Origin of the sequence: Hydrogenophaga sp. (assembly GCF_050250835.1) — a bacterium.
Taxonomy (GTDB): Bacteria; Pseudomonadota; Gammaproteobacteria; order Burkholderiales; family Burkholderiaceae_C; genus Hydrogenophaga.
Genome location: NZ_JBFWNX010000003.1, coordinates 22445 through 41395 on the forward strand (window position 1 = coordinate 22445; position 18951 = coordinate 41395).

Sequence of the window (18951 nt, forward strand, 5' to 3'; positions counted from 1 at the left end):
CATGGATATCTACCTCGACGCCAACGCCACCACCCCGGTTTTGCCCCAGGCGCGCGCCGCCGCGCTCGCCGCCATGGCCGAAGATTTCGGCAACCCCAGCAGCGTCCACGGCAGCGGGTTGCGGGCCCATGCCCTGCTGGACCGGGTGCGCGCCCGCGCCCGCCGGGTGCTGGACGCGCCCACCGGGCACATGCTGTTCACCAGCGGCGCCACCGAGGGCATCCAGACCGCCGTGCTGTCCGCACTCATCGAGCTGCGCACGCACCGCGCCGCCGGTGGCGACATGCCGACCTTGCTGCTGTACGGCGCCACCGAGCACAAGGCGGTGCCGGCTGCCCTGAAGCACTGGAATGGCCTGCTGGGCCTGGACCTCGCGATTCAGCCCATTCCGGTCGGGCGGGACGGTCGACACGATCTGGCATGGCTGGCCGCGCATGCACCGCACGCTGGCCTGGTCTGCACCATGGCCGCCAACAACGAAACCGGCGTGATCAGCGACCTCGATGGCATCGCGGACGCCCTGACGAGCAGCCCGGCGCTCTGGATGGTGGACAGCGTTCAGGCGCTTGGCAAGCTGCCGCTCAAGCTGGTCGAGCGGCGCATTCACTACGCGCCGTTCTCCGGCCACAAGCTGTACGCGCCCAAGGGCGTGGGCTTGCTCTACGTGCGCGAGGGCGCACCCTTCACGCCGCTGCTCACCGGCGGCGGCCAGGAAGGCGCGATGCGCGCGGGCACCGAGAACATGGCTGGCATCGCGGCGTTCGGTGCGGTGCTGGAGGCGCTGGAAAGGGGTCAGGCATTCCACAGCCCGGCCACCCTGCACCGACATCGCCAGCGCCTGGCCAGCGCCCTCCAGAGCGCCTTCCCGGGCCTGGTGTTCAACGCACCATCCGACATCTGCCTGCCCACCACGCTGAACGTTTCCGTACCGGGTTTCTCGTCCCAGTCACTGCAGTCGGTGTTCGACGCTGCCGGACTGCGGGTCAGCGGCGGATCCGCCTGCGGCGCCTCGAAGGCGCAGCCCAGCGATGTGCTCGTGGCCATGGGTTTGCCGGCATGGCAAGCGGCCGGTGCGATTCGCCTGTCGTTCGGCGCGGCAGACGACAGCGACCTGATTGAGGCCGCCTGCACACGCATTCAAGCCTGCGGGACCTCGCTGCGCGCTGGCGGGTCCGTGGATGATCTGGAACTGAATGCGGCACAGGTGCTTGCGCTGCGGCAGACCACACCCGGGACGGTGCTGGTGGACGTCCGGGAGCGGCATGAGCAGAACGGGTCGGGCGCGTCGCCACTGGGCGCAGGGTGGGCTTTCGAGTCGGCACCCTTGTCTGGGCTGCCGGAGCACCTGCCGCGGTGGCTCGAACTCCCGGCCGAAGTACCGGTGGTGTTCTGCTGCCAAAGCGGCCGGCGCAGCACGCAGGCAGCGCTGGCGCTGCGTCAGCAGGGACACGCGCTGGCGTTCAGCCTCAGGCCAGCAAGCCCCCCACCCGCTGGTGCAACAGCTCCGGCGACACCGATGCCGGCGACACCGGCTCACCCACATGGAGGCCCACACGGTTGAAGAAGCCACGGCGAAACGGCCGCACCATGGCCACGCGCTCGCCATCGCGCTCTTCCACGCGGCTGAAGAACGAACCCCACAGGTTGGTCAGGCCCATCGGAACCACCTGAGGGTGCAGGCCTTCACGCGCCGCGAGTTCCAGGATCTTCATCACGCCGCCCTTGAAGGGCTGCAACTGGCCGTCGCGGGTGATACCACCCTCGGGGAAGATGGCCAGCAACTCGCCTTCGCGCAGCGCGGCGGTGGCGGCTTCGAAAGCGGCGTCATAGGCGGCGGGATCTTCTTTCTGCGGCGCGATGGGAATGGCCTTGGCCAGGCGGAACAGCCAGCCCAGCACCGGCACGCGGAAGATGCGGTGATCCATCAGGAAGCGGATGGGGCGCGGGCTCGCGGCCATAAGCAGCACGGCGTCGACAAAGCTCACGTGGTTGCAGACGATCACCGCTGCGCCTTCGGTGGGTATGTGCGCATCGCCCTGAACGCGGAAGCGGTAGACCAGGCGCGAAGCGACCCAGGCCACGAAACGAAGCAGGTACTCCGGCACCAGCATGAAGATGTAGAACGCCACCACCGCGTTGGCCACCCCCACCAGCAGGAACATCTGCGGGATGGTGAAGCCGGCCTGGAGCAACGCGCCGGCAATGACCGCGCTGGCGATCATGAACAGCGCGTTGAGGATGTTGTTGGCCGCGATGATGCGTGCGCGGTGCGTGGGCTGGCTTCGCATCTGGATCAGCGCGTACATCGGCACGCTGTAGAGGCCGGCGAACAGGCTGAGCAAGGCCAGATCGGCCAGCACCCGCCAGTGGGCCGCATCGGCCACGAAGGCCTGCAGCCCCAGCCCGCTGGCGGGCGCCAGGCCACGGGTAGCGAAGTACAGGTCGATCGAGAAAATGCTCATGCCGATGGCGCCCAGCGGCACCAGGCCGATTTCAACATGGCGACGCGAGAGCACCTCGCAAAGCAGCGAACCGGTGCCGATGCCGATGGAGAACACGACGAGCAGCAGCGAGGCCACCTGCTCGTCACCGTGTAACACGTCCTTGGAAAACGCAGGGAACAGACTCAGAAAGACGGCGCCGAAGAACCACATCCAGCTGATGCCGAGCACCGAGCGGAAGACCACCGTGTTGCCATGGGCCAGCTTGAGGTTGCGCCAGGTTTCGGTCACCGGGTTCCAGTTCATCACCAGCCCGGGGTCCATCGCTGGAGAGGCGGGAATGTAGTGCGACGCCACGCGACCCAGCACCGCCAGCGCCACGCAGGTCAGGCCGACGTGATGAGCGCCAATCTCAGGCACCGCAATGATGAGGCCACCCGCCACGTTGCCCAGCAGGATGGCCACGAAAGTGCCCATTTCCACCACACCGTTGCCGCCCGTGAGCTCACGTTCACCGAGGTGTTGTGGCAGATAGGCGAACTTCACCGGGCCGAACACGGCCGACTGCAAGCCCATGAAAAAAATGCTGGCCAGCAACAGGGGGATGTCCTGCACGAAGAAGCCCCAGGCGGCCAGCGCCATGATGCCGACCTCGGCCCGCTTGAGCCAGACGATCATGGTGCGTCGGTCCAGCTTGTCGGCCAGTTGCCCGCTGGTGGCAGAGAACAGAAGGAACGGCAGGATGAAAAGTGCGCCGATCACCAGACCGGCGAGATCGGCCGGCAGCCAAGCCACCTGCAGCTGGTAGGTCACCAGCACGGTGAAGGCGAACTTGAAGAGGTTGTCGTTGGCCGCGCCGAGAAACTGGGTTCAGAAGAACGGGGCAAAACGGCGCTGCCCGAGCAGGGCGAACTGGCCGACTTCGTGGGTGGATGGGGTTGCAGACATGGGGTCTCCTCCTGTCGGGCTGTGGTTGAGTTGTGAGTGATTTCAGCGCCGTGCCGCTGGATTCTGCCGCAGCGGCAGGCGCTTCACTGAGGTCGTGCGAATGGCAGTGTCCGGCAACATCACCCACGAGCGGGATCAGAATTCGATACAGTCGAATTCGTTCAAGGCACCGGTATTGCATTTCAATACCTTTCCCACAGAATCCGCAGGAGCCCCATGAGCACCACCACCGACCTCGTGCTTGCCGTGAAGAAGGAACTGAAGTCCGCGCAAATGACCTACGCCGACCTGGCGAAGGCCATGGGCATGGCCGAATCGAGCGTGAAGCGCATGCTGGCCAAGGGCGATATGTCGCTCTCTCGCGTGGACGCAATCTGCCGCGCCCTCAAGCTGGATTTCGCCGACCTGGCGCGGCGAGTGGCGGATGCGCAGCCGCTGTTGCGCGAGATGACGCAGGAGCAGGAGCGTGCGGTGGTGGCCGACAAGAAATTGCTGCTGGTGGCGATCTGCGTGCTCAGCCAGTGGACGCTGGAGCAGATCACCACCGCTTACCGCCTGAACGAGGCCGAGTGCGTGAAGTGCCTCGCGCAGCTCGACCGCATCGGCATCATTGAGCTGCGCCCGCTCAACCGCTACCGACTCAAGCTGGCCAAGACCTTCCGCTGGCGCCCGCACGGCCCGGTGATGAACTACTTCCGCGACCACGCTGTGCTCGACTATTTCTCCGGCGGCTTCGACGGCAGCGGCGAAGGACTGATGCTGGTGCATGGCTCGGTCAGCCGCACGCTGGCGCCCATGTTTCTGGAACGGCTGCAGCGTGTGGCGCAGGACTTTGCCCAGCAGCACCAGACCGATCAAAAGCTGGCCGGGAAGGACCGCGAGGGCTTCACGCTGGTGCTGGCCATGCGGAGCTGGGAGTTCGAGGCCTTTGGTCGACTGCGGAGGTGACGGGGTTCACCCTGCCTCTGGAGGCTGGCGACGCTGGCATGATGACGGGCTTTCGTCCCAGGCTCCCATGAACGACTCGACTCCACCGACAGCCACCTCCGGCCCCGCCGCACCCGCGGCACGACGCCCCGATCGCCGCCGCCGCAGCCCCGCTGGACAGCCGCCCACCCAGGGGCGTCCAACGGCCCAGCGACAGCACCCCGTGCTCGATCAGCTCGCGCAGCTCTACCCCGCGCTGTTCGGCGAAACGCTCAAGCCGCTCAAGCGCGGCATCTACCAGGACCTGCTCGACGCGCAGCCCGGCGTGCTGGAGGCCGAAAGCCTGAAGGCAGCGCTGGCGCTGCACACGCGCTCCACCCGCTACCTGACGGCGGTGGCCTCGGGCGAACAGCGGCACGACCTTGCCGGCGAGCCAGTGGAGCCGCTCACCACTGACCAGGTGCATCACGCGCTGGTCGAGGTGTTCCGCCGTCGCCAGGGGCGCACGCCCGAAGACCTGGTACCCAAGCTGCGCCAGCGCATCGCTCAGGCGTTCGAGGCCTCGGGCCTCGGCGAGGAAGCCTATGCCGCCGCCACGCGAAGCCGGGATGAGGTGGTCAACGAGATCACGCGGCTCGCGCTGACCGACGCCAGTGGACGCATGGCGCGCGATGCGGCCCTGTTGCGTGCGTTCGAGTCGAGCGGCAAACCCGTCGAGGCGTTTGCCGACATGTACGGCATGCCCGTGCAGGAAGCCCGGCGAACGCTGGAGCGTGCTCGCGCCCGGCTCAGTCCCAGGACCTGAATCGCATGGCCGCCACGCCCGCCGAAGCCGAATCGCCTTATGCGTGGTGGCGGCTGACGGTGTCGCTCGCGCTCATGACGCTGGGCGGCGCGGGCATGTACTCGGTCACGGTGGTGCTGCCCCGCATCCAGGCCGATTTCGGCATCGACCGCGGCGCGGCCTCTTTTCCCTACACGCTGACCATGATCGGCTTCGGGGTGGGCGGCATCCTCATGGGCAAGCTCTCGGACCGCTTCGGCGTGATGGTGCCGGTGCTCGGCGGCGCCGTGGGCCTGGGGCTGGGTTTCATAGCCGCCGGTGCTGCCACGAGCCTGTGGCAGTTCAGCCTGATCCAGGGCTTGCTGATCGGCCTGCTCGGCACCTCGGCAACCTTCGCGCCACTGGTGGCCGACACGTCGCGCTGGTTCACGCGTCGCCGGGGGATCGCGCTGGCCATCTGCATGAGCGGCAACTACCTCGCCGGTGCGATCTGGCCGCCAGTGGTGCAGCACTTCATCGACAACGGCGGCTGGCGCCAGTCCTACTTCACCATCGGGGCGATCTGCCTGGTCGTGATGCTGCCGCTGGCGCTGGTGCTGCGGCGCCAGCCGCCCGCGCTCGCCAGCGCCGAGCCAGTGCCGGGTGGCGCGCCTCCCACGTCCACACTGGGCGCCAGCGAGCGACCATTGGGCCTGTCGCCGGCCACGCTGCAGGCCTTGCTCTGCGTGGCCGGCGTGTCGTGCTGTGTGGCGATGTCGATGCCGCAGGTGCATATCGTGGCCTACTGCACCGACCTTGGCTTCGGTGCGGCGCGTGGTGCCGAGATGCTCTCCATCATGCTCGGCATGGGCGTGGCAAGCCGCCTGATTTCCGGCTGGATTTCGGACCGCATCGGCGGACTTCGCACGCTCTTGCTGGGCTCGGTGCTGCAAGGTGTGGCGCTGCTGATGTTTCTGCCGTTTGACGGTCTGGTGCCGCTCTACCTGATATCGGGCATGTTCGGCCTGTTCCAGGGTGGCATCGTGCCGAGCTACGCGCTCATCATCCGGGAGCACTTCTCACCCGTGCAGGCCGGTGTGCGCACGGGGACGGTGCTCATGGCCACGCTGCTGGGCATGGCGCTGGGTGGCTGGATGTCGGGCGCCATCTTCGACCTGACCGGCTCCTACCAGGCGGCCTTCGTCAACGGCATCGGCTTCAACCTGCTCAATGTCGGCATCGTGATCTTCCTGCTGAAGCGCGCCCGAGCACGCGGCGTGGGCCTGGGCCGGCTCAGCCCGGCACCGACGGCATGGTGAACACCGTCAGCACGCCGGTGTAGCCGTAGAGCCGGTGGTGGGCGATCTCGCCGCCGGCAAAGTAGCCCACCAGCGGCACATCGCCCAGGGCGCGGCGAACCGTTTGAAGTTCGGCGCTGGGGCTGCCGAAATGCGGTCCTCCCCGGCCTGCACAACTCACGTACACCGCACCCGCGATGCGGCGCGCCGGGTGGGGCATGGCATCGGGTTCAGGGCTGGCCAGGGCACTGGCGGTGCTCAAGCCGAGTTCCTCGGGTTCCAGCTCTTCGCGCACTTCGGCGCACATGCGAATGAGATCGGCCCGCGCAGCCTGCACATTGCGCTCGCAGAAGGCCAGGCGCGTACCGACCGGCGCCACATCGGCAATGGCAATGCCGCGCCGCCCAGGATCCAGCCCGATCAGATGGCGCACCATCACCTCGGTACCGAACTGGCCGCGCATGCGAGACTTGTCCGTGACCACGGGCTGCCCTGCGTCGTCAGGCTCGGCATGCGTGAGACCAACCAGCGTGGAGCGCAGGCGCGGCATGGCCTGTTCGGGCCGCTCAAGCGAAATCACGCGCTCGCGCAGCAATACGTCCAGCGCGGGTTCCCCATCGAGCTCCAACACGAGATTGCCGTCGGCGGCGGTGACGGTGCGTTCGCGGTCGACCGGCTGCGCGCCCTGCGTCACGCGCGAGACCACGCCCACGTCCGGCCCGAAGGCCACGCCGCTCAGGCCGCCGTCGTACACACCACTGGCCGCGCCCTGCCCGCTGAGGTTGCCCGCGCTGCCCAGTGAGAACTGCACGCTGGTGCCCCGGCTGCCGGCCAGGCCACCAAACACGTAGCCGCTGCTCGTGCGCTCCGCCACTTCGGCAATGAGCTCGGACAGCTCGGGCGTGCGGGCATCGGCATGCACCAGCGCCGTGTGGGCCTCGAAACCGTGCGCCCCAGCGGCACGACCACTGGCCATCAGCGGGGCGACACCACTGAACACGCGGTACTGGTCCGGGCTCAGGTCGCACAGCATCACGCACAGTGCGGGTTCGTCGAAATACTCGACATTGTTGGACGCGATGCCCACGCCGACGGTGCCCGCCCAATCGGTGACCTCGGGCAGCTCGGCACTGAAATGCTCCAGGATCGCCTGGGCTTCATCGGCGTAGTGGTCGGTGATGTAGAGCAGCGCCAGCGAGGGCGCGGAGGCGAAGTCGGGCAGGGCCATCTGCGCACGGAGCTGAGCCAGCACCAGGGCGGCGGCCATGCGCCACTGCGGATGCGTGGCGTGAGCGTAGGGAAAGAGCTTCATGGCGTCAGCGCGGGCGACCCGCTGCTTTCTTCGGCGCGGTCTTTTTCGCCACTGCCTTGCGCGCGGGCGCGGGGGCCGCACGCGAACCACCTGCGGCCTTGGCTGCTGCGCGGCCCACGCCGGCGGCCATGCCCACATTGCGCGCCACGGTGTCGGTGAGGTTGCGCGTGACCTTGCCGGCCACACCGGTGGCGGTTTTCATGGCCTGGCCGGTGAGGCCACTGGCGACCTGGCGGGTCGTGTCAAGCGCCGACTGTTTTGCGGCGTCCTTCATGGCATTGGTGGCAATCTGCTGGAACTGCTGCGACAGGGCTCCCCACCACTGCACCGGGTCCACCACGCCACCGGCGGGTGCGCTGGCGGCGGTGACCTTGGCGGACTTGCTGGCCGGTCGGGCCTTGCGGCGCCTGGCCGGAGCGTGCGGTGCAGGCGCTTGAGGCTCGACCTCGGTCTTGCCGTAGGTGCGTGGCGGAATCTCAAGCCCGGCGAACTGCGAGGGCGCTGGTGCGGTCGCCACAGCACCAGTGAAGCCGGCCAGCGTGTCGGCGGCCTTGATCTTGAGCGCATTGGCCACGTCGCCCATGCTGAAGTTCATCGTCTTCAGCGTGGACAGCGTCATCTTCTGCACCTCCAGCGCCTGGATAGTGGCCCCCAGGGCCTTGGAATTCTGGTCGAGCCAGAAGTGCACCGCTTTGAGTTCCTCGATGCGCTTCTCCAGGTCTTCCACATTGAACGTGGGTGCCACCCAGTGGCCAAGGTTGGGCAGTTGCGGAATGTTCTGGCTGATGCCTTGCGCCACCCCGCCGGCCGCCTGACCCGCGAGGTTCTGCAGAAACTCGAAGCCGGGAACGAACTTGCCGAAACCGCTGCTGGGGGCGTCGCTCATGGAGGTCTCCTGGTCATTCGTCCACGCCATAGCGGGGTGCTCGGCGCTCACGCAAGGATGCCACACCTTCGCGCACATCGGGGCCGGCAAAGCCCATGAATTCGAGCGCCAGCGAAGTGTCGAATGCCGGGCCCGCCTGGCGCAGCCAGTTGTTGAGCGAGTACTTGGTCCAGCGGATGGCCGACTGGCTGCCGCTGGCCAGCCGGTCGGCCACCTCGTAGGCCTTCTCCAGCAGTGCCGCGTCTTCCACCGCGAGCGAGACCAGCCCGATGCGTTCGGCTTCCTCGCCGCTGATGGGGTCGCAAAGCATGAGGTAGTACTTGGCCTTGGCCAGGCCACACAGCAGAGGCCAGACAATGGCCGCATGGTCGCCCGCCGCCACCCCCAGCCGGGTGTGGCCGTCGACGATCTTCGCCGACTTCGCGGCGATGGAAATGTCGGCCAGCAGGCCGGCCACCAGGCCCGCGCCCACGGCTGGGCCGTGCATGGCGCTCACGATGGGCTTGTCGCAGTTGATGACGTTGTAGACCAGGTCGCGCGCTTCCTTCCACACACGGGTGCGCACCTCGAAGTCGGTCGCCATGTCTTGCACCAGCGCCAGGTCGCCTCCACCCGAGAAGCCCATGCCGCTGCCGCGCAACACGGCACAGCGCACGCTGTCGTCGCGCCCCACATCGCGCCAGATCTCGCTGAGCTCCCAGTGGCCCTCGTGCCCGGCGGTGGGCAGTTTGCCGTTGCCACCAGGGCCGTCGGCGCGCATCTGGATGTCAAGCACGGACGGAACGCCGTCCACGTGGGGACCGCGTCGGGTGATGGCAAGGGTCTGGTAACGGCTGTAGTCCACGGGGGTCATGCAGGTCTCCGATGAGGTGTTGAGCGAGGGCCTGCGTCCAGGCGCACGCCGCTCTGGCGATTGTGCTTGACCTGGGTCAAGCCGGCGCCGGTCGCGTCGGCGCAAGATGGCTCAATCGCTCAGGAGATGAACATGAATGTCCCGTTGTCCGACACCTTCAAGATCCAGCTCGTCGCCTTGCGTGCGGACGCCATGGCCCAGCTTCGCGCACAACGCGGCGGCGCCGTGGGCCGCGCCGAAGCGGCCGCCGACGCGCTCGCCTCGGCCAGCGACGACCAGGCCAGCGCGGATGCGCAACGTGGCCTGGCGTTCACCCTGGAAGAACGCGAGTCGGCCGAACTGGTCGCGATCGACGCAGCCCTGGAGCGCATCGCCGACGGCAGCTACGGCCTTTGCCTGGATTGCGGCGTTTCCATTCCCACCGCCCGGTTGCACGCGAACCCGACCGCCCTGCGTTGTGTGGCGTGCCAGACCGCGCTGGAACAGGGCCAGTCCAAGGCCTGACACGGGCTCCCACTTTTCATCCTCTCAGGACCCACTCCCATGACCACTTTTCACGCCGTCGTCTGGATCGACCACAGTCAGGCCCACGTGCTGATGTTCGACCGCGAACACGTCGAGGCGCAGCGCATCAAGGCGCGCAGCCACCACACCTCCAAGCACGGCCATGTGGGTGCGGACAAGGACTTCTTTCAGCAGGTCGCGCAGGCGCTCCAGGGTGTGAGCGAGGTGCTGATCACCGGCCCCGCCAACGCGAAACATGAATTCCGCGAGTTCTGCCGCCACAACGCCCATGCGGTGGACAAGGCCGTGGTGGATGTGGTCAGCAGCGACCATCCCAGCGACCCGCAGCTGGTGGCCATGGCCAGGCAGTATTTCGTGCGGTTCGACCAGCAGGCCATCGACCCCTCGCGGCGCTGAGTCCGCGCTTCCTGGGTATGCTTGGCGCCATGACAACGCCTGGCCCCACCCTGACCACCCGCAGCCTGTTCCACTTCGCCTTCAACGTCACCGATCTGGAAGCTGCTCGCCGTTTCTACGGCGGCGTGCTGGGCTGCGCCGAGGGCCGCAGCAGCGAGACCTGGGTGGACTTTGATTTCTTCAGCCACCAGATCTCGCTGCACCTGGGTGAGCCCTTTCCCACCGCGCGCACCGGCCACGTGGGTGAGCACCTTGTTCCCATGCCGCACTTCGGCCTGGTGCTGCTGTTGCCGGAATGGAAGGCGCTGGCCGCGCGGCTTCAGGGCGCGGGTGTGGACTTCGTGCTGCCACCCCAGGTGCGCTTCGAAGGCGCGCCTGGCGAGCAGTGGACGATGTTCTTCTGCGACCCTTTCGGCAACCCGATCGAGGTGAAAGGCTTTGCGTCGCTGGAACAGGTCTACGCCAGCTGACCTCTCCCGTTCGGGCTCAGCACGGAAGGAGGTCGCTCAAACCTGCAGGGGAGCGATCTTCTGTTCGATGGCACCAAAGATGCTCTGGCCGTCCTTGCCCTTCATCTCGATGCGGATGGTGTCGCCGAACTTCATGAATTCGGTGGAGGGCTTGCCATCCAGGATGGTCTCGATCGCGCGCTTTTCGGCGATGCAGCTGTAGCCCTTGGGCCATTCCTTGCGACCGTCGATCTCCACCCCCTTGTTGCTGACGGTGCCACTGCCCACGATGGAGCCGGCCCGCACGTTGCGCGTCTTGCCGATGTGAGCGACGAGCTGGCCGAAGTGGAAGGTCATCTCGGGACCCGCTTCGCACATGCCGACCTTGCGCCCGTTCCAGGTGGACTGCAGCGTGAGATGCACGCGTCCGCCCTGCCAGGCGTCGCCAAGTTCGTCGGGCGTAACCGCCACCGGGCTGAACGCCGTGGCGGGCTTGCTCTGGAAGAAGCCGAAGCCCTTGGCCAGTTCGGCCGGGATCAGGTTGCGCAGCGAGACGTCATTGACCAGCATCAACAGACGAATGCCGTCCAGCGCCTGCTCGGGCGACACGCTCATGGGCACATCGCCCGTGATCACGGCGATTTCGGCCTCGAAGTCGATGCCGAAATCCTCGCTGGGCACCACCACGTCGTCGCAAGGGCCGATGAAGTCGTCGCTGCCGCCCTGGTACATGAGCGGGTCGGTGTAGAACGACTCGGGAACCTCGCTGTTGCGGGCGGCACGCACCAGCTCCACATGGTTGATGTAGGCCGAGCCGTCGGCCCATTGATAAGCGCGCGGCAGCGGCGCCATGCACTGGGCGGGATCGAAGGGGAACGCGTGGCGCGCCTTGCCCTGGTTGAGCGTGACGTACAGGTCCTGCAGCTGCGGGCTGATGAAGTTCCAGTCGTCCAGTGCCTGCTGCAGCTTGTGCGCGATGCCGGTCGCATAATGCGCCGTGCTCAGGTCGCGGGAAACCACCACCAGTTGTCCGTCGCGCGAGCCATCTTTGTAAGTGGCGAGTTTCATGCAAGTCTCCTGCTGCCGGGTTGGGTTGAACGGGACGATTCTGCCCCCTCGGTGTCGGGCGTGTGTGGCCCCAATGATTACGAATAGTAAAACCGATTAACCTATGCGTAAAAATCGGATTCTATTCCATCCGACCGGAACCTGATCGCCCACCCGCCCTCCAACTTCGGTGCTTCACCTGACCATGCCCGCTGCCCAACGCCCCCCCCTGGCCTCAGAACCTTCCCTGCCCGACGCCCTGGATGTGGTCGACACAGAGCCGATGCGCGCCGGCATCCAGTCGGTGGAAGTGGGTTTTGAACTGCTCAACGCCCTGTCGCAGGCGCCTGGCGCGCTGATGCTGCGTGACCTGGCCGCCGCCGCCGGCATGAGCGCGGCCAAGGCGCACCGTTATCTGGTGAGTTTTCAACGCATGGGCCTGGTGGTCCAGGACCCGCTGAGCACCCGGTACGACCTCGGCCCGGCAGCCCTGCGCCTGGGGCTGGCGAGCCTGGCGCGCATCGACGCCGTGCGCCTGGCGCGCGAACGCATCGAGAGCCTGCTTGCCCAGACCGGCCACACCCTGGCCATTGCGGTCTGGGGCAACCAGGGCCCCACCATGGTGCACTGGGTGGAGGCCCCGCAATCGGTGCCTGTGACACTGCGCCTGGGCGATGTGATGCCACTGCTCACTTCGGCCACAGGTCGCTGTTTTGCTGCATTCATGGGCCAGAATGAGCGCGATGTCCAGCGGATCGAACCGATGGTTCGGGACGAGTTGGCCCATCTGAAAAATCTGCCGCGCAGCGGCCTCCCCCTGGTGGATGTCCCCCGCAGCCAGGCGGAGGTGCAAGCCGTGCTGGAGGAAACCCGCCAGCGCGGCGTGGCCCGGGTGGTGCACAGCCTGCTGCCTGGCGTGGGCGGCTTCTGCGCCCCGGTGTTCGACGCCCAGGGCCGACTGGCGCTCGGCCTGGTGGTGCTGGGTTCGGTGGCCACGCTGGACACCGAATGGGATGGCCCACCGGCCACGGCCCTGCTGCGCTGCGCCCGCCAGCTCAGCGCCGACCTGGGCCATGCCTGACGTGACCCAGGGGCCCATTTCGCCAGACCCAGCCCCGCGCTGGCCCACGCTGCTCGGGCTCGGCCTGGGCGTGCTGGTGCTGCATCTGGTGTTGCTGACGGGCGGCCTGCCGGACTTCTCTGCGCGCAGCGCCCCCGCCAGCCTGGCCGATCCGCCCACGGCGCTGAAGTCGGACCCGACGCCCCGCTCGTCCGAGGCGATGGCGAGAAGCGCCTCGGTACACATCAGCCAGGTGCGCTGGATCGTGCCGGCGCCCGCCTCGTCACCCGAACCTGTTCGTCAGGTTGCGCCCACCACACCGACGAAAAAAACGTCTGCGAAGGCCGCCGCCGCCAAGCCCGCGGCACCCGTTCTCGACGCGCCAGCGGCGGAACCTCTGCCAGCTCCGGCCCATGAAGCCGCGGCGCCGGAAGACCCCGCCATCCTGGCCCAGGCGGTTGCGGCTGAGCCCGCCATGCCCATGGCCGGGCTCTCCAAGCCGCCCAAGGGCCTGCCCCTGCCACCCGCCCAACCGCCGGCCAGCGCGCGCCTGCAGTACGTGGTGGCGGGGAAGATCAAGGGCTTTTCGTACAGCGCGACCGGCACGCTGGATTGGGAACTGGCGGGAGACCGGTACAGCGCGCGCATGGAAATGCGCATGCCCCTGCTCGGCAGCCGGGTTCAGACCAGCACAGGCAGCGTCGGCCCCGAGGGCCTGATGCCCGAGCGCTTCGCCGACAAGGGTCGCAGCGAACGCGCGGCGCACTTCGAGCGCGCGCAACATCGCATCCGCTTCAGCGTGAACACCCCCGAGGCCGAGCTGCTGCCCGGCGCGCAGGACCGATTGAGCCTGTTCATGCAGATCGCCGGCTTGCTGCAGGCGCGCCCGCAAGCCTATGCGAGCGGACAGGTGATCGACATGCAGGTGGCCGGCACCGGCGACGCCGAGATCTGGCGCTTCCAGGTGGGCGAGGAAATCACCCTGGCCTTGCCGGCTGGCGAGTTGCGCGTGCGCCACCTGGTGCGCCTGCCGCGCAAGGAGTTCGACAGCACCGTGGAGATGTGGCTCGCCCCGGACCTGAAGCACCTGCCGGTGCGCCTGAAGGTCACGCAGGCCAATGGCGACATGGCCGATCAGCAGCTCGCGCAAAAGCCCTGAGGCGCTCGGATGTGCTCAAAAGGACACACATCTTGAAGATGAAATGAACGTTGCCATGTAAAGGGGACCCTGATCTTCATGCCGGCCCGGTTTTGCCGATATAAGGGCATCAGGAACGCAGGTTTTTCATTTCAAGGATATTTCAGTCATGCACATGCTCTACGACTCAGATGCCTTCGCTGTGGTCCACATCCTCGCCAACGCGCCAGCCGAGGGTGAAGACGCAGTGGCCGACGGCCCGCAGATTCCCCGCCACGGTTTCGAGATCGTGGACAAACGCTCGGGCAAAGAGGTTTACCTCGATGGTTCCTGGGCCGAAATGTTCCAGCTCCAGATCACTGCCTGGCAGAACAGCACCCCTTCGCAAGAAGAGGTGGAAGACACGCTGGAAGGCTACGCCACGCTGGCGCAGATGCCTGTCGTGATGCATTGACCGTGCTACCCCCGCGCCGCGCCTGCGGCGCGTCACCCCCAGGGGGCAACGCCTGCGGACTGGCAGAGCCAGATTCGCGGCGCTCTCGACTGACTCCCCCTCGCTCGTTGCCCGGCACTTGCCGGGCTTTCTATTTCTGGACGTACTTCCAGCGGTAAACCTGCTCCGCGAGGATCAGCACGGCCACGAGTCGACAGACCTGGAACGCAGTCACCACGGGCACGCCGAGTTGCAGCACCTTGGCGGTGATGGCCATTTCGGCGATGCCGCCAGGGGCCGTGCCGAGGATCAGCGTGGCCGGGTGCAGGCCGGTCAGGGTCGACAGGCCCCAAGCAAAGCCCGCACACAGCACCATCATGACGACCGTGGCGAGGGCGACCGAAGCCAGCCACCGGGGTGCGGTGTGCACGAAAGCGGGCGTGAAGCGCACGCCCAGGCTCACGCCGATCACCAGTTGGGCCGCGTTGGACCAAGCCTGTGGAATCGCCGACAGCGTGAAGCCACACAGCGTGACCACCATGGTGGTCACCAGCGCCCCCATGAACCAGGGATTGGCGCGGCCGAGGCGTTGCATCAGCAACGCACCTGCCAGCGTCAACGCCGCCAGGCCCAGAAGGCCCGGCGGTTGCACCTCGCGAATGCTGGGGGGCAGCGTGTCCAGACCCCTCAAGCCCCAGAACTGCATGGCAAAGGGAATCGTCAGCGTCACCATCAACACGCGCAGACTGTGCGAAGCAGCCACCAGGTCGGTTCGGGCGCCCTGGCGCTCGGCGATCAGCGTCATTTCGGAGGCGCCGCCGATGGCACCGGCGAAATAGGTGGTGCTGCGCAACTGCGACGGCGAGAGCCCGGCCAGGTGACCGGCGTGCCAGCGGGCCAGACAGGTGCCGAATCCCAGGCCGAGCAGCAGCGCCCAGGCAATGCCCAGTGCAATCGCCCACCACAGGCTGGCCACCAGGGCGCCCACCTCCGGCGTGAAGTAAAGGCCCAGCGCCGCACCGATCACCCACTGGCCCGCGTTGCGCAGCGGCGTCCAACTCTCGGTGCGCGCGCCCATCATGGAAACCAGCGAGGTCGCCATCAGCGGACCGATCATCCAGGGAATGGGCGTGTTCAGCCAGCGGCACAGCCACGCGGCGACCAGGGCGAGCACCAGGGTGAGCAGGACACGCGGCCAAGAGCTCGGGCCAAAGGCAGACAGGGAAGGCAAGCGGGAGCAGGAAGTGGGCGCCGCAACGGGCAACGGAGCCCGTAGTATCCGCTCATGGCCTGTCGAATCGCTGTCCTCTTCACCCTCGCCGTCTCGCTGCTGTCGGCCTGCGTGAGCCCATCGGCGGCGCCGTCGGTGCCCGCCCTGCTCGATCGCCTGTTGCCCACGCAGGCCCTGTTGATCGGGGAACAGCACGACGCCACCGAACACCAGACGCTGCAGCGCGACGTGGTGCTGGCGCTGGCCTCGGCCGGGCGACTCGGCGGCCTGGTGATGGAGATGACCGAGCAAGGGCGCGACACCTCGGGCCTGCCGTCCGACGCCAGCGAAGAAAGGGTGCGCGAGGCCCTTGGCTGGAAGTCGGAAGGCGGCTGGCCCTGGGCCACCTACGGTCCAGTGGTGATGGCCGCCGTGCGCTCGGGTGCGCCGGTGATGGGCGGCAACCTGCCGCGTTCAAGGATGCGAAACGTCATGGGTGAGGCTGCGCTCGATGGCCTCATTGGCGCCGAAGCGCTGCGACAGCAACGCGAAGCGATCCGGGAAGGCCATTGCGGCCTGCTGCCTGAGAGCCAGATCGCACCGATGGCTCGCATCCAGCTCGCGCGCGACCGGGCCATGGCGCAGGCGCTGGCCAGCGCCGTGCAGCGCGCGGGCGACGGAAAAACGGTGGTGCTGGTGGCCGGCAACGGCCACGTGCGGCGCGATCTGGGTGTACCGCTGCACCTGCCCTCGAGCCTGAAGCATCAGGTGGTGATGGCGCAGGCAGGCGAAGCGAATGTCGAAGGTGAACTGGCCGATGCGATCTGGCGCACGCCGCCACTGCCCGCGCGTGACCACTGCGCTGAACTCAGACGCGCCCCCCTGCGCCGCTGACGCGGCTTCCCACCTCTCTGGCGCGTCAGCGGCGCAGGGCGAGCTACTTCACTCTCTTGACCGCGTCGGCCAGGGTGCCGACCATGGTTTCAATCTGAGCGCGATCCACGATGAAGGGCGGTGCGAACACCAGGTTGTCGCCGGCGTTGCGCACCAGCACGCCCCGGTGGTAGCAATCCATGAACACGTCGAAGGCGCGCTTGCCCGGCAGGCCCGGTAGCGGTGCAAGCTCCACGGCAGCGGCCAGGCCGTAGCTGCGGATACCGATCACGTTGGGCAAGCCCTCGAGCGCGGCGTGCATGGCGTCGCCCAGCACCGGACCCATCTCGCCTGCGCGCTCGAACAGCTTTTCTTCCCGGAACAGCTCCAGCGTGGCGATGGCAGCCGCGCAGGCCACCGGATGACCCGAATAGGTGTAGCCGTGGAAGAACTCGATGGCATGGTCGGGCGCGCTGCCGTGTGCGCCCATCATGGCGTCGTAGATGCGGTCAGTGCAGACCACGCCGCCCAGCGGAATGACGCCGTTGGTCACCGCTTTGGCGAAGTTCAGCATGTCGGGCTGCACTCCGTAGTGATCGGATGCAAATGCAGTGCCCAGGCGGCCGAAGCCGGTGATGACTTCATCGAAGATCAGCAGGATGCCGTGCTTGTCGCAGATCTCCCGAAGGCGCTTGAGGTAGCCCTGCGGCGGCACGTACCAGCCCGCGCTGCCGGCCACTGGCTCCACGATCACGGCCGCCACGTTGCTCGGGTCGTGCAGCGGCAGGATGCGGTTTTCCAGTTCGAGCAACAAGTCCTCGTCCCACACCGGTTCGGTGTTGTGCACGTAGGCGTGCTTCACCGGATCGTGGATGAAGCGCAGGTGGTCCACGCGCGGCAACAGGCTGGTGCCGTAGACCTTGCGGTTGGCGGGAATGCCTCCCACGCTCATGCCGCCGAAGCCCACCCCGTGGTATCCCCTCTCCCGGCCAATGAAGAGGTTGCGGTGGCCTTCGCCTCGCGCGCGGTGGTAGGCCAGCGCGACCTTCATGGAGGTATCGGCCGCCTCGGAGCCTGAGTTGCAGAACAGCACCTTGTTCAGGTCGCCCGGGGCCATGGCGGCGATCATTTCCGCCGCTCTGAAAGCCTTGTCGTTGCTCACGCTGAAGGCAGTGGCGTAGTCCAGCGTATCGAGCTGCTTCTTGATGGCCTCGTTGATGGGCTGGCGGTTGTGGCCCGCACCCACGCACCACAGGCTGGAGATGCCGTCGATCACCTGCCGCCCGTCGTGGGTGGTGAAGTGCATGCCTTCCGCCGCCACAAAAATGCGCGGGTCCTTCTGGAATGCGCGATTGGGGGTGAAAGGCAACCATTGGTTGTCCATGCGAAGCTCGTTGTAGGCCATGGCCAGGTCTCCTTAAACAAAAGTTTTCAACGGCGGGATTGTGGCACCACCGGCCGGCCCGTCCCGGCGCCATTGCGCCTTGGTGGACCAGGCCCACCGAGGCTCTGCTGCGACAATGCGCGGGCCATGCAACACACCTACGTTCTCACCCTGTCCTGCCAGGACCGCCCGGGCATCGTGCACGCGGTCTCGGGTTTCCTGTTCGAGCACGGCGGCAACATCGAAGAAGCCGCCCAGTACAACGACCACGACACCGGCCTGTTCTTCATGCGGGTGCAGTTCGCCTGCGCCCAGCTCACGCAGGACGATCTGCGCGTGCATCTGCGGGTCTTCGCCGACACCTTCGCGATGAGCTGGACCCTGCACCCGTTGGCCGAGCCGGTGCGCACGGTGATCTTCGTGAGCAAGGAAGGCCACTGCCTGAACGACCTGATGTTCCGCTGGAAAAGTGGCCTGCTGCCGCTGGACATCCGCGCCATCGTGAGCAACCACCGCGATTTCTACCAACTTGCCGCCAGCTACAACGTGCCCTTCCACCACATCCCGGTGACGGCGGCCACACGGGCGCAGGCCGAAGCCAAGCAACTGGAGATCATCCAGAGTGAGGGCGCAGAGCTGGTGGTGCTGGCGCGCTACATGCAGATTCTGAGCAACGAACTCTGCGCCAAGCTCGCGGGCAAGGCGATCAACATCCACCACAGTTTCCTGCCCAGCTTCAAGGGTGCCAAGCCCTACTACCAGGCGCACGACCGGGGCGTGAAGCTCATCGGGGCCACCGCCCACTACGTCACGGCCGACCTGGACGAGGGTCCGATCATCGAACAGGACGTGGCCCGCGTGGACCACACCGATACGGTGGAGGACCTCACCGCCCTGGGCCGGGACACCGAGAGCCAGGTGCTGGCCCGCGCGGTGAAATGGCACAGCGAACACCGAGTGCTGCTCAACGGGCACAAGACCGTCGTTTTCAAATAGCAAGAGTCCCCC

18 protein-coding genes and 1 pseudogene are annotated in these 18951 nt (G+C 67.0%); 12 read left to right on the forward strand and 7 right to left on the reverse strand.

From position 1 onward, the window contains the following. Position 1 precedes the first annotated feature (1 nt). Positions 2-1561 (forward strand): aminotransferase class V-fold PLP-dependent enzyme, encoded by a 1560-nt coding sequence (locus tag AB7F11_RS05235; protein ID WP_428289952.1) that lies wholly within the window; start codon positions 2-4, stop codon positions 1559-1561. On the opposite strand, the pseudogene AB7F11_RS05240 reads toward AB7F11_RS05235, so the two are convergent. Beyond that, a pseudogene (locus AB7F11_RS05240) lies at positions 1467-3389 on the reverse strand (MFS transporter). The gene AB7F11_RS05235 and the pseudogene AB7F11_RS05240 overlap by 95 nt on opposite strands. A 216-nt stretch (positions 3390-3605) precedes the next feature. Here AB7F11_RS05240 and AB7F11_RS05245 point away from each other — a divergent pair. From AB7F11_RS05245 to AB7F11_RS05255, 3 genes are all read left to right on the forward strand, one after another. Then, positions 3606-4337 (forward strand): helix-turn-helix domain-containing protein, encoded by a 732-nt coding sequence (locus AB7F11_RS05245; protein ID WP_428289951.1) that lies wholly within the window; start codon positions 3606-3608, stop codon positions 4335-4337. 67 nt (positions 4338-4404) lie between these two features. After that, entirely contained in the window at positions 4405-5121 is a 717-nt protein-coding gene (locus AB7F11_RS05250; protein WP_428289950.1) for a ProQ/FinO family protein, read from the forward strand. A gap of 5 nt (positions 5122-5126) precedes the next feature. After that, complete coding sequence (locus AB7F11_RS05255; RefSeq protein WP_428289949.1) at positions 5127-6398, forward strand: MFS transporter; 1272 nt, start codon at positions 5127-5129, stop codon at positions 6396-6398. Here the strand turns inward: AB7F11_RS05255 and AB7F11_RS05260 are convergent. The 3 genes from AB7F11_RS05260 to AB7F11_RS05270 are packed head-to-tail and all read right to left on the reverse strand — an operon-like array spanning position 6373 to position 9419. Continuing rightward, positions 6373-7689 carry an FIST signal transduction protein gene (locus tag AB7F11_RS05260; RefSeq protein WP_428289948.1) on the reverse strand — a complete coding sequence of 439 codons (1317 nt, stop codon included), beginning with the start codon at positions 7687-7689 and terminating at the stop codon, positions 6373-6375. The two genes, AB7F11_RS05255 and AB7F11_RS05260, sit on opposite strands and share 26 nt — an antisense overlap. 4 nt (positions 7690-7693) lie before the next feature. Then, complete coding sequence (locus AB7F11_RS05265) at positions 7694-8575, reverse strand: PhaM family polyhydroxyalkanoate granule multifunctional regulatory protein (RefSeq protein WP_428289947.1); 882 nt, start codon at positions 8573-8575, stop codon at positions 7694-7696. Between the two features lie 13 nt (positions 8576-8588). Beyond that, positions 8589-9419, reverse strand: coding sequence for an enoyl-CoA hydratase/isomerase family protein (locus tag AB7F11_RS05270; RefSeq protein ID WP_428289972.1), 831 nt, complete (start codon positions 9417-9419; stop codon positions 8589-8591). A 141-nt stretch (positions 9420-9560) separates the two neighbouring features. Between AB7F11_RS05270 and AB7F11_RS05275 the strand changes: the two genes are divergently transcribed. The 3 genes from AB7F11_RS05275 to AB7F11_RS05285 are packed head-to-tail and all read left to right on the forward strand — an operon-like array spanning position 9561 to position 10819. Next, a complete protein-coding gene (locus tag AB7F11_RS05275) occupies positions 9561-9932 on the forward strand; it encodes a TraR/DksA family transcriptional regulator (RefSeq protein ID WP_428289946.1) in 372 nt (123 codons plus the stop codon). Between the two features lie 39 nt (positions 9933-9971). Continuing rightward, positions 9972-10349, forward strand: a complete 378-nt coding sequence (locus AB7F11_RS05280; protein ID WP_428289945.1) for a hypothetical protein — start codon at positions 9972-9974, stop codon at positions 10347-10349. Between the two features lie 29 nt (positions 10350-10378). After that, entirely contained in the window at positions 10379-10819 is a 441-nt protein-coding gene (locus tag AB7F11_RS05285; RefSeq protein ID WP_428289944.1) for a VOC family protein, read from the forward strand. Between the two features lie 36 nt (positions 10820-10855). Here the strand turns inward: AB7F11_RS05285 and AB7F11_RS05290 are convergent, their stop codons facing one another. Continuing rightward, positions 10856-11866 carry a fumarylacetoacetate hydrolase family protein gene (locus tag AB7F11_RS05290; RefSeq protein WP_428289943.1) on the reverse strand — a complete coding sequence of 337 codons (1011 nt, stop codon included), beginning with the start codon at positions 11864-11866 and terminating at the stop codon, positions 10856-10858. Between the two features lie 184 nt (positions 11867-12050). On the opposite strand from AB7F11_RS05290, the gene AB7F11_RS05295 reads away from it, so the two are divergent. The 3 genes from AB7F11_RS05295 to AB7F11_RS05305 all read left to right on the forward strand — a co-directional run bounded on the left by AB7F11_RS05295 (position 12051) and on the right by AB7F11_RS05305 (position 14497). Beyond that, entirely contained in the window at positions 12051-12926 is an 876-nt protein-coding gene (locus AB7F11_RS05295; RefSeq protein ID WP_428289942.1) for an IclR family transcriptional regulator, read from the forward strand. Beyond that, positions 12919-14064 (forward strand): DUF3108 domain-containing protein, encoded by a 1146-nt coding sequence (locus AB7F11_RS05300; RefSeq protein ID WP_428289941.1) that lies wholly within the window; start codon positions 12919-12921, stop codon positions 14062-14064. The genes AB7F11_RS05295 and AB7F11_RS05300 overlap by 8 nt, the downstream gene beginning before the upstream one ends. Positions 14065-14212: 148 nt before the next feature. Next, the gene (locus tag AB7F11_RS05305; protein ID WP_428289940.1) at positions 14213-14497 is read left to right on the forward strand and encodes a BTH_I0359 family protein; all 285 of its coding nucleotides are present in this window, start codon (positions 14213-14215) and stop codon (positions 14495-14497) included. Positions 14498-14627: 130 nt separating this feature from the next. Here the strand turns inward: AB7F11_RS05305 and AB7F11_RS05310 are convergent, their stop codons facing one another. Continuing rightward, positions 14628-15707 (reverse strand): AbrB family transcriptional regulator, encoded by a 1080-nt coding sequence (locus AB7F11_RS05310; RefSeq protein ID WP_428289939.1) that lies wholly within the window; start codon positions 15705-15707, stop codon positions 14628-14630. Positions 15708-15761: 54 nt separating this feature from the next. Between AB7F11_RS05310 and AB7F11_RS05315 the strand changes: the two genes are divergently transcribed. Then, positions 15762-16580, forward strand: coding sequence for a ChaN family lipoprotein (locus AB7F11_RS05315; protein WP_428289938.1), 819 nt, complete (start codon positions 15762-15764; stop codon positions 16578-16580). Between the two features lie 43 nt (positions 16581-16623). Here the strand turns inward: AB7F11_RS05315 and AB7F11_RS05320 are convergent, their stop codons facing one another. Next, positions 16624-17964 (reverse strand): aspartate aminotransferase family protein, encoded by a 1341-nt coding sequence (locus AB7F11_RS05320; RefSeq protein WP_428289937.1) that lies wholly within the window; start codon positions 17962-17964, stop codon positions 16624-16626. A gap of 126 nt (positions 17965-18090) precedes the next feature. Here AB7F11_RS05320 and purU point away from each other — a divergent pair, with 126 nt between their 5' ends. Beyond that, on the forward strand, positions 18091-18939 hold the full coding sequence (gene purU / locus AB7F11_RS05325) for a formyltetrahydrofolate deformylase (protein WP_428289936.1): 849 nt from the start codon (positions 18091-18093) through the stop codon (positions 18937-18939). The last annotated feature ends 12 nt before the right edge of the window (positions 18940-18951 follow it).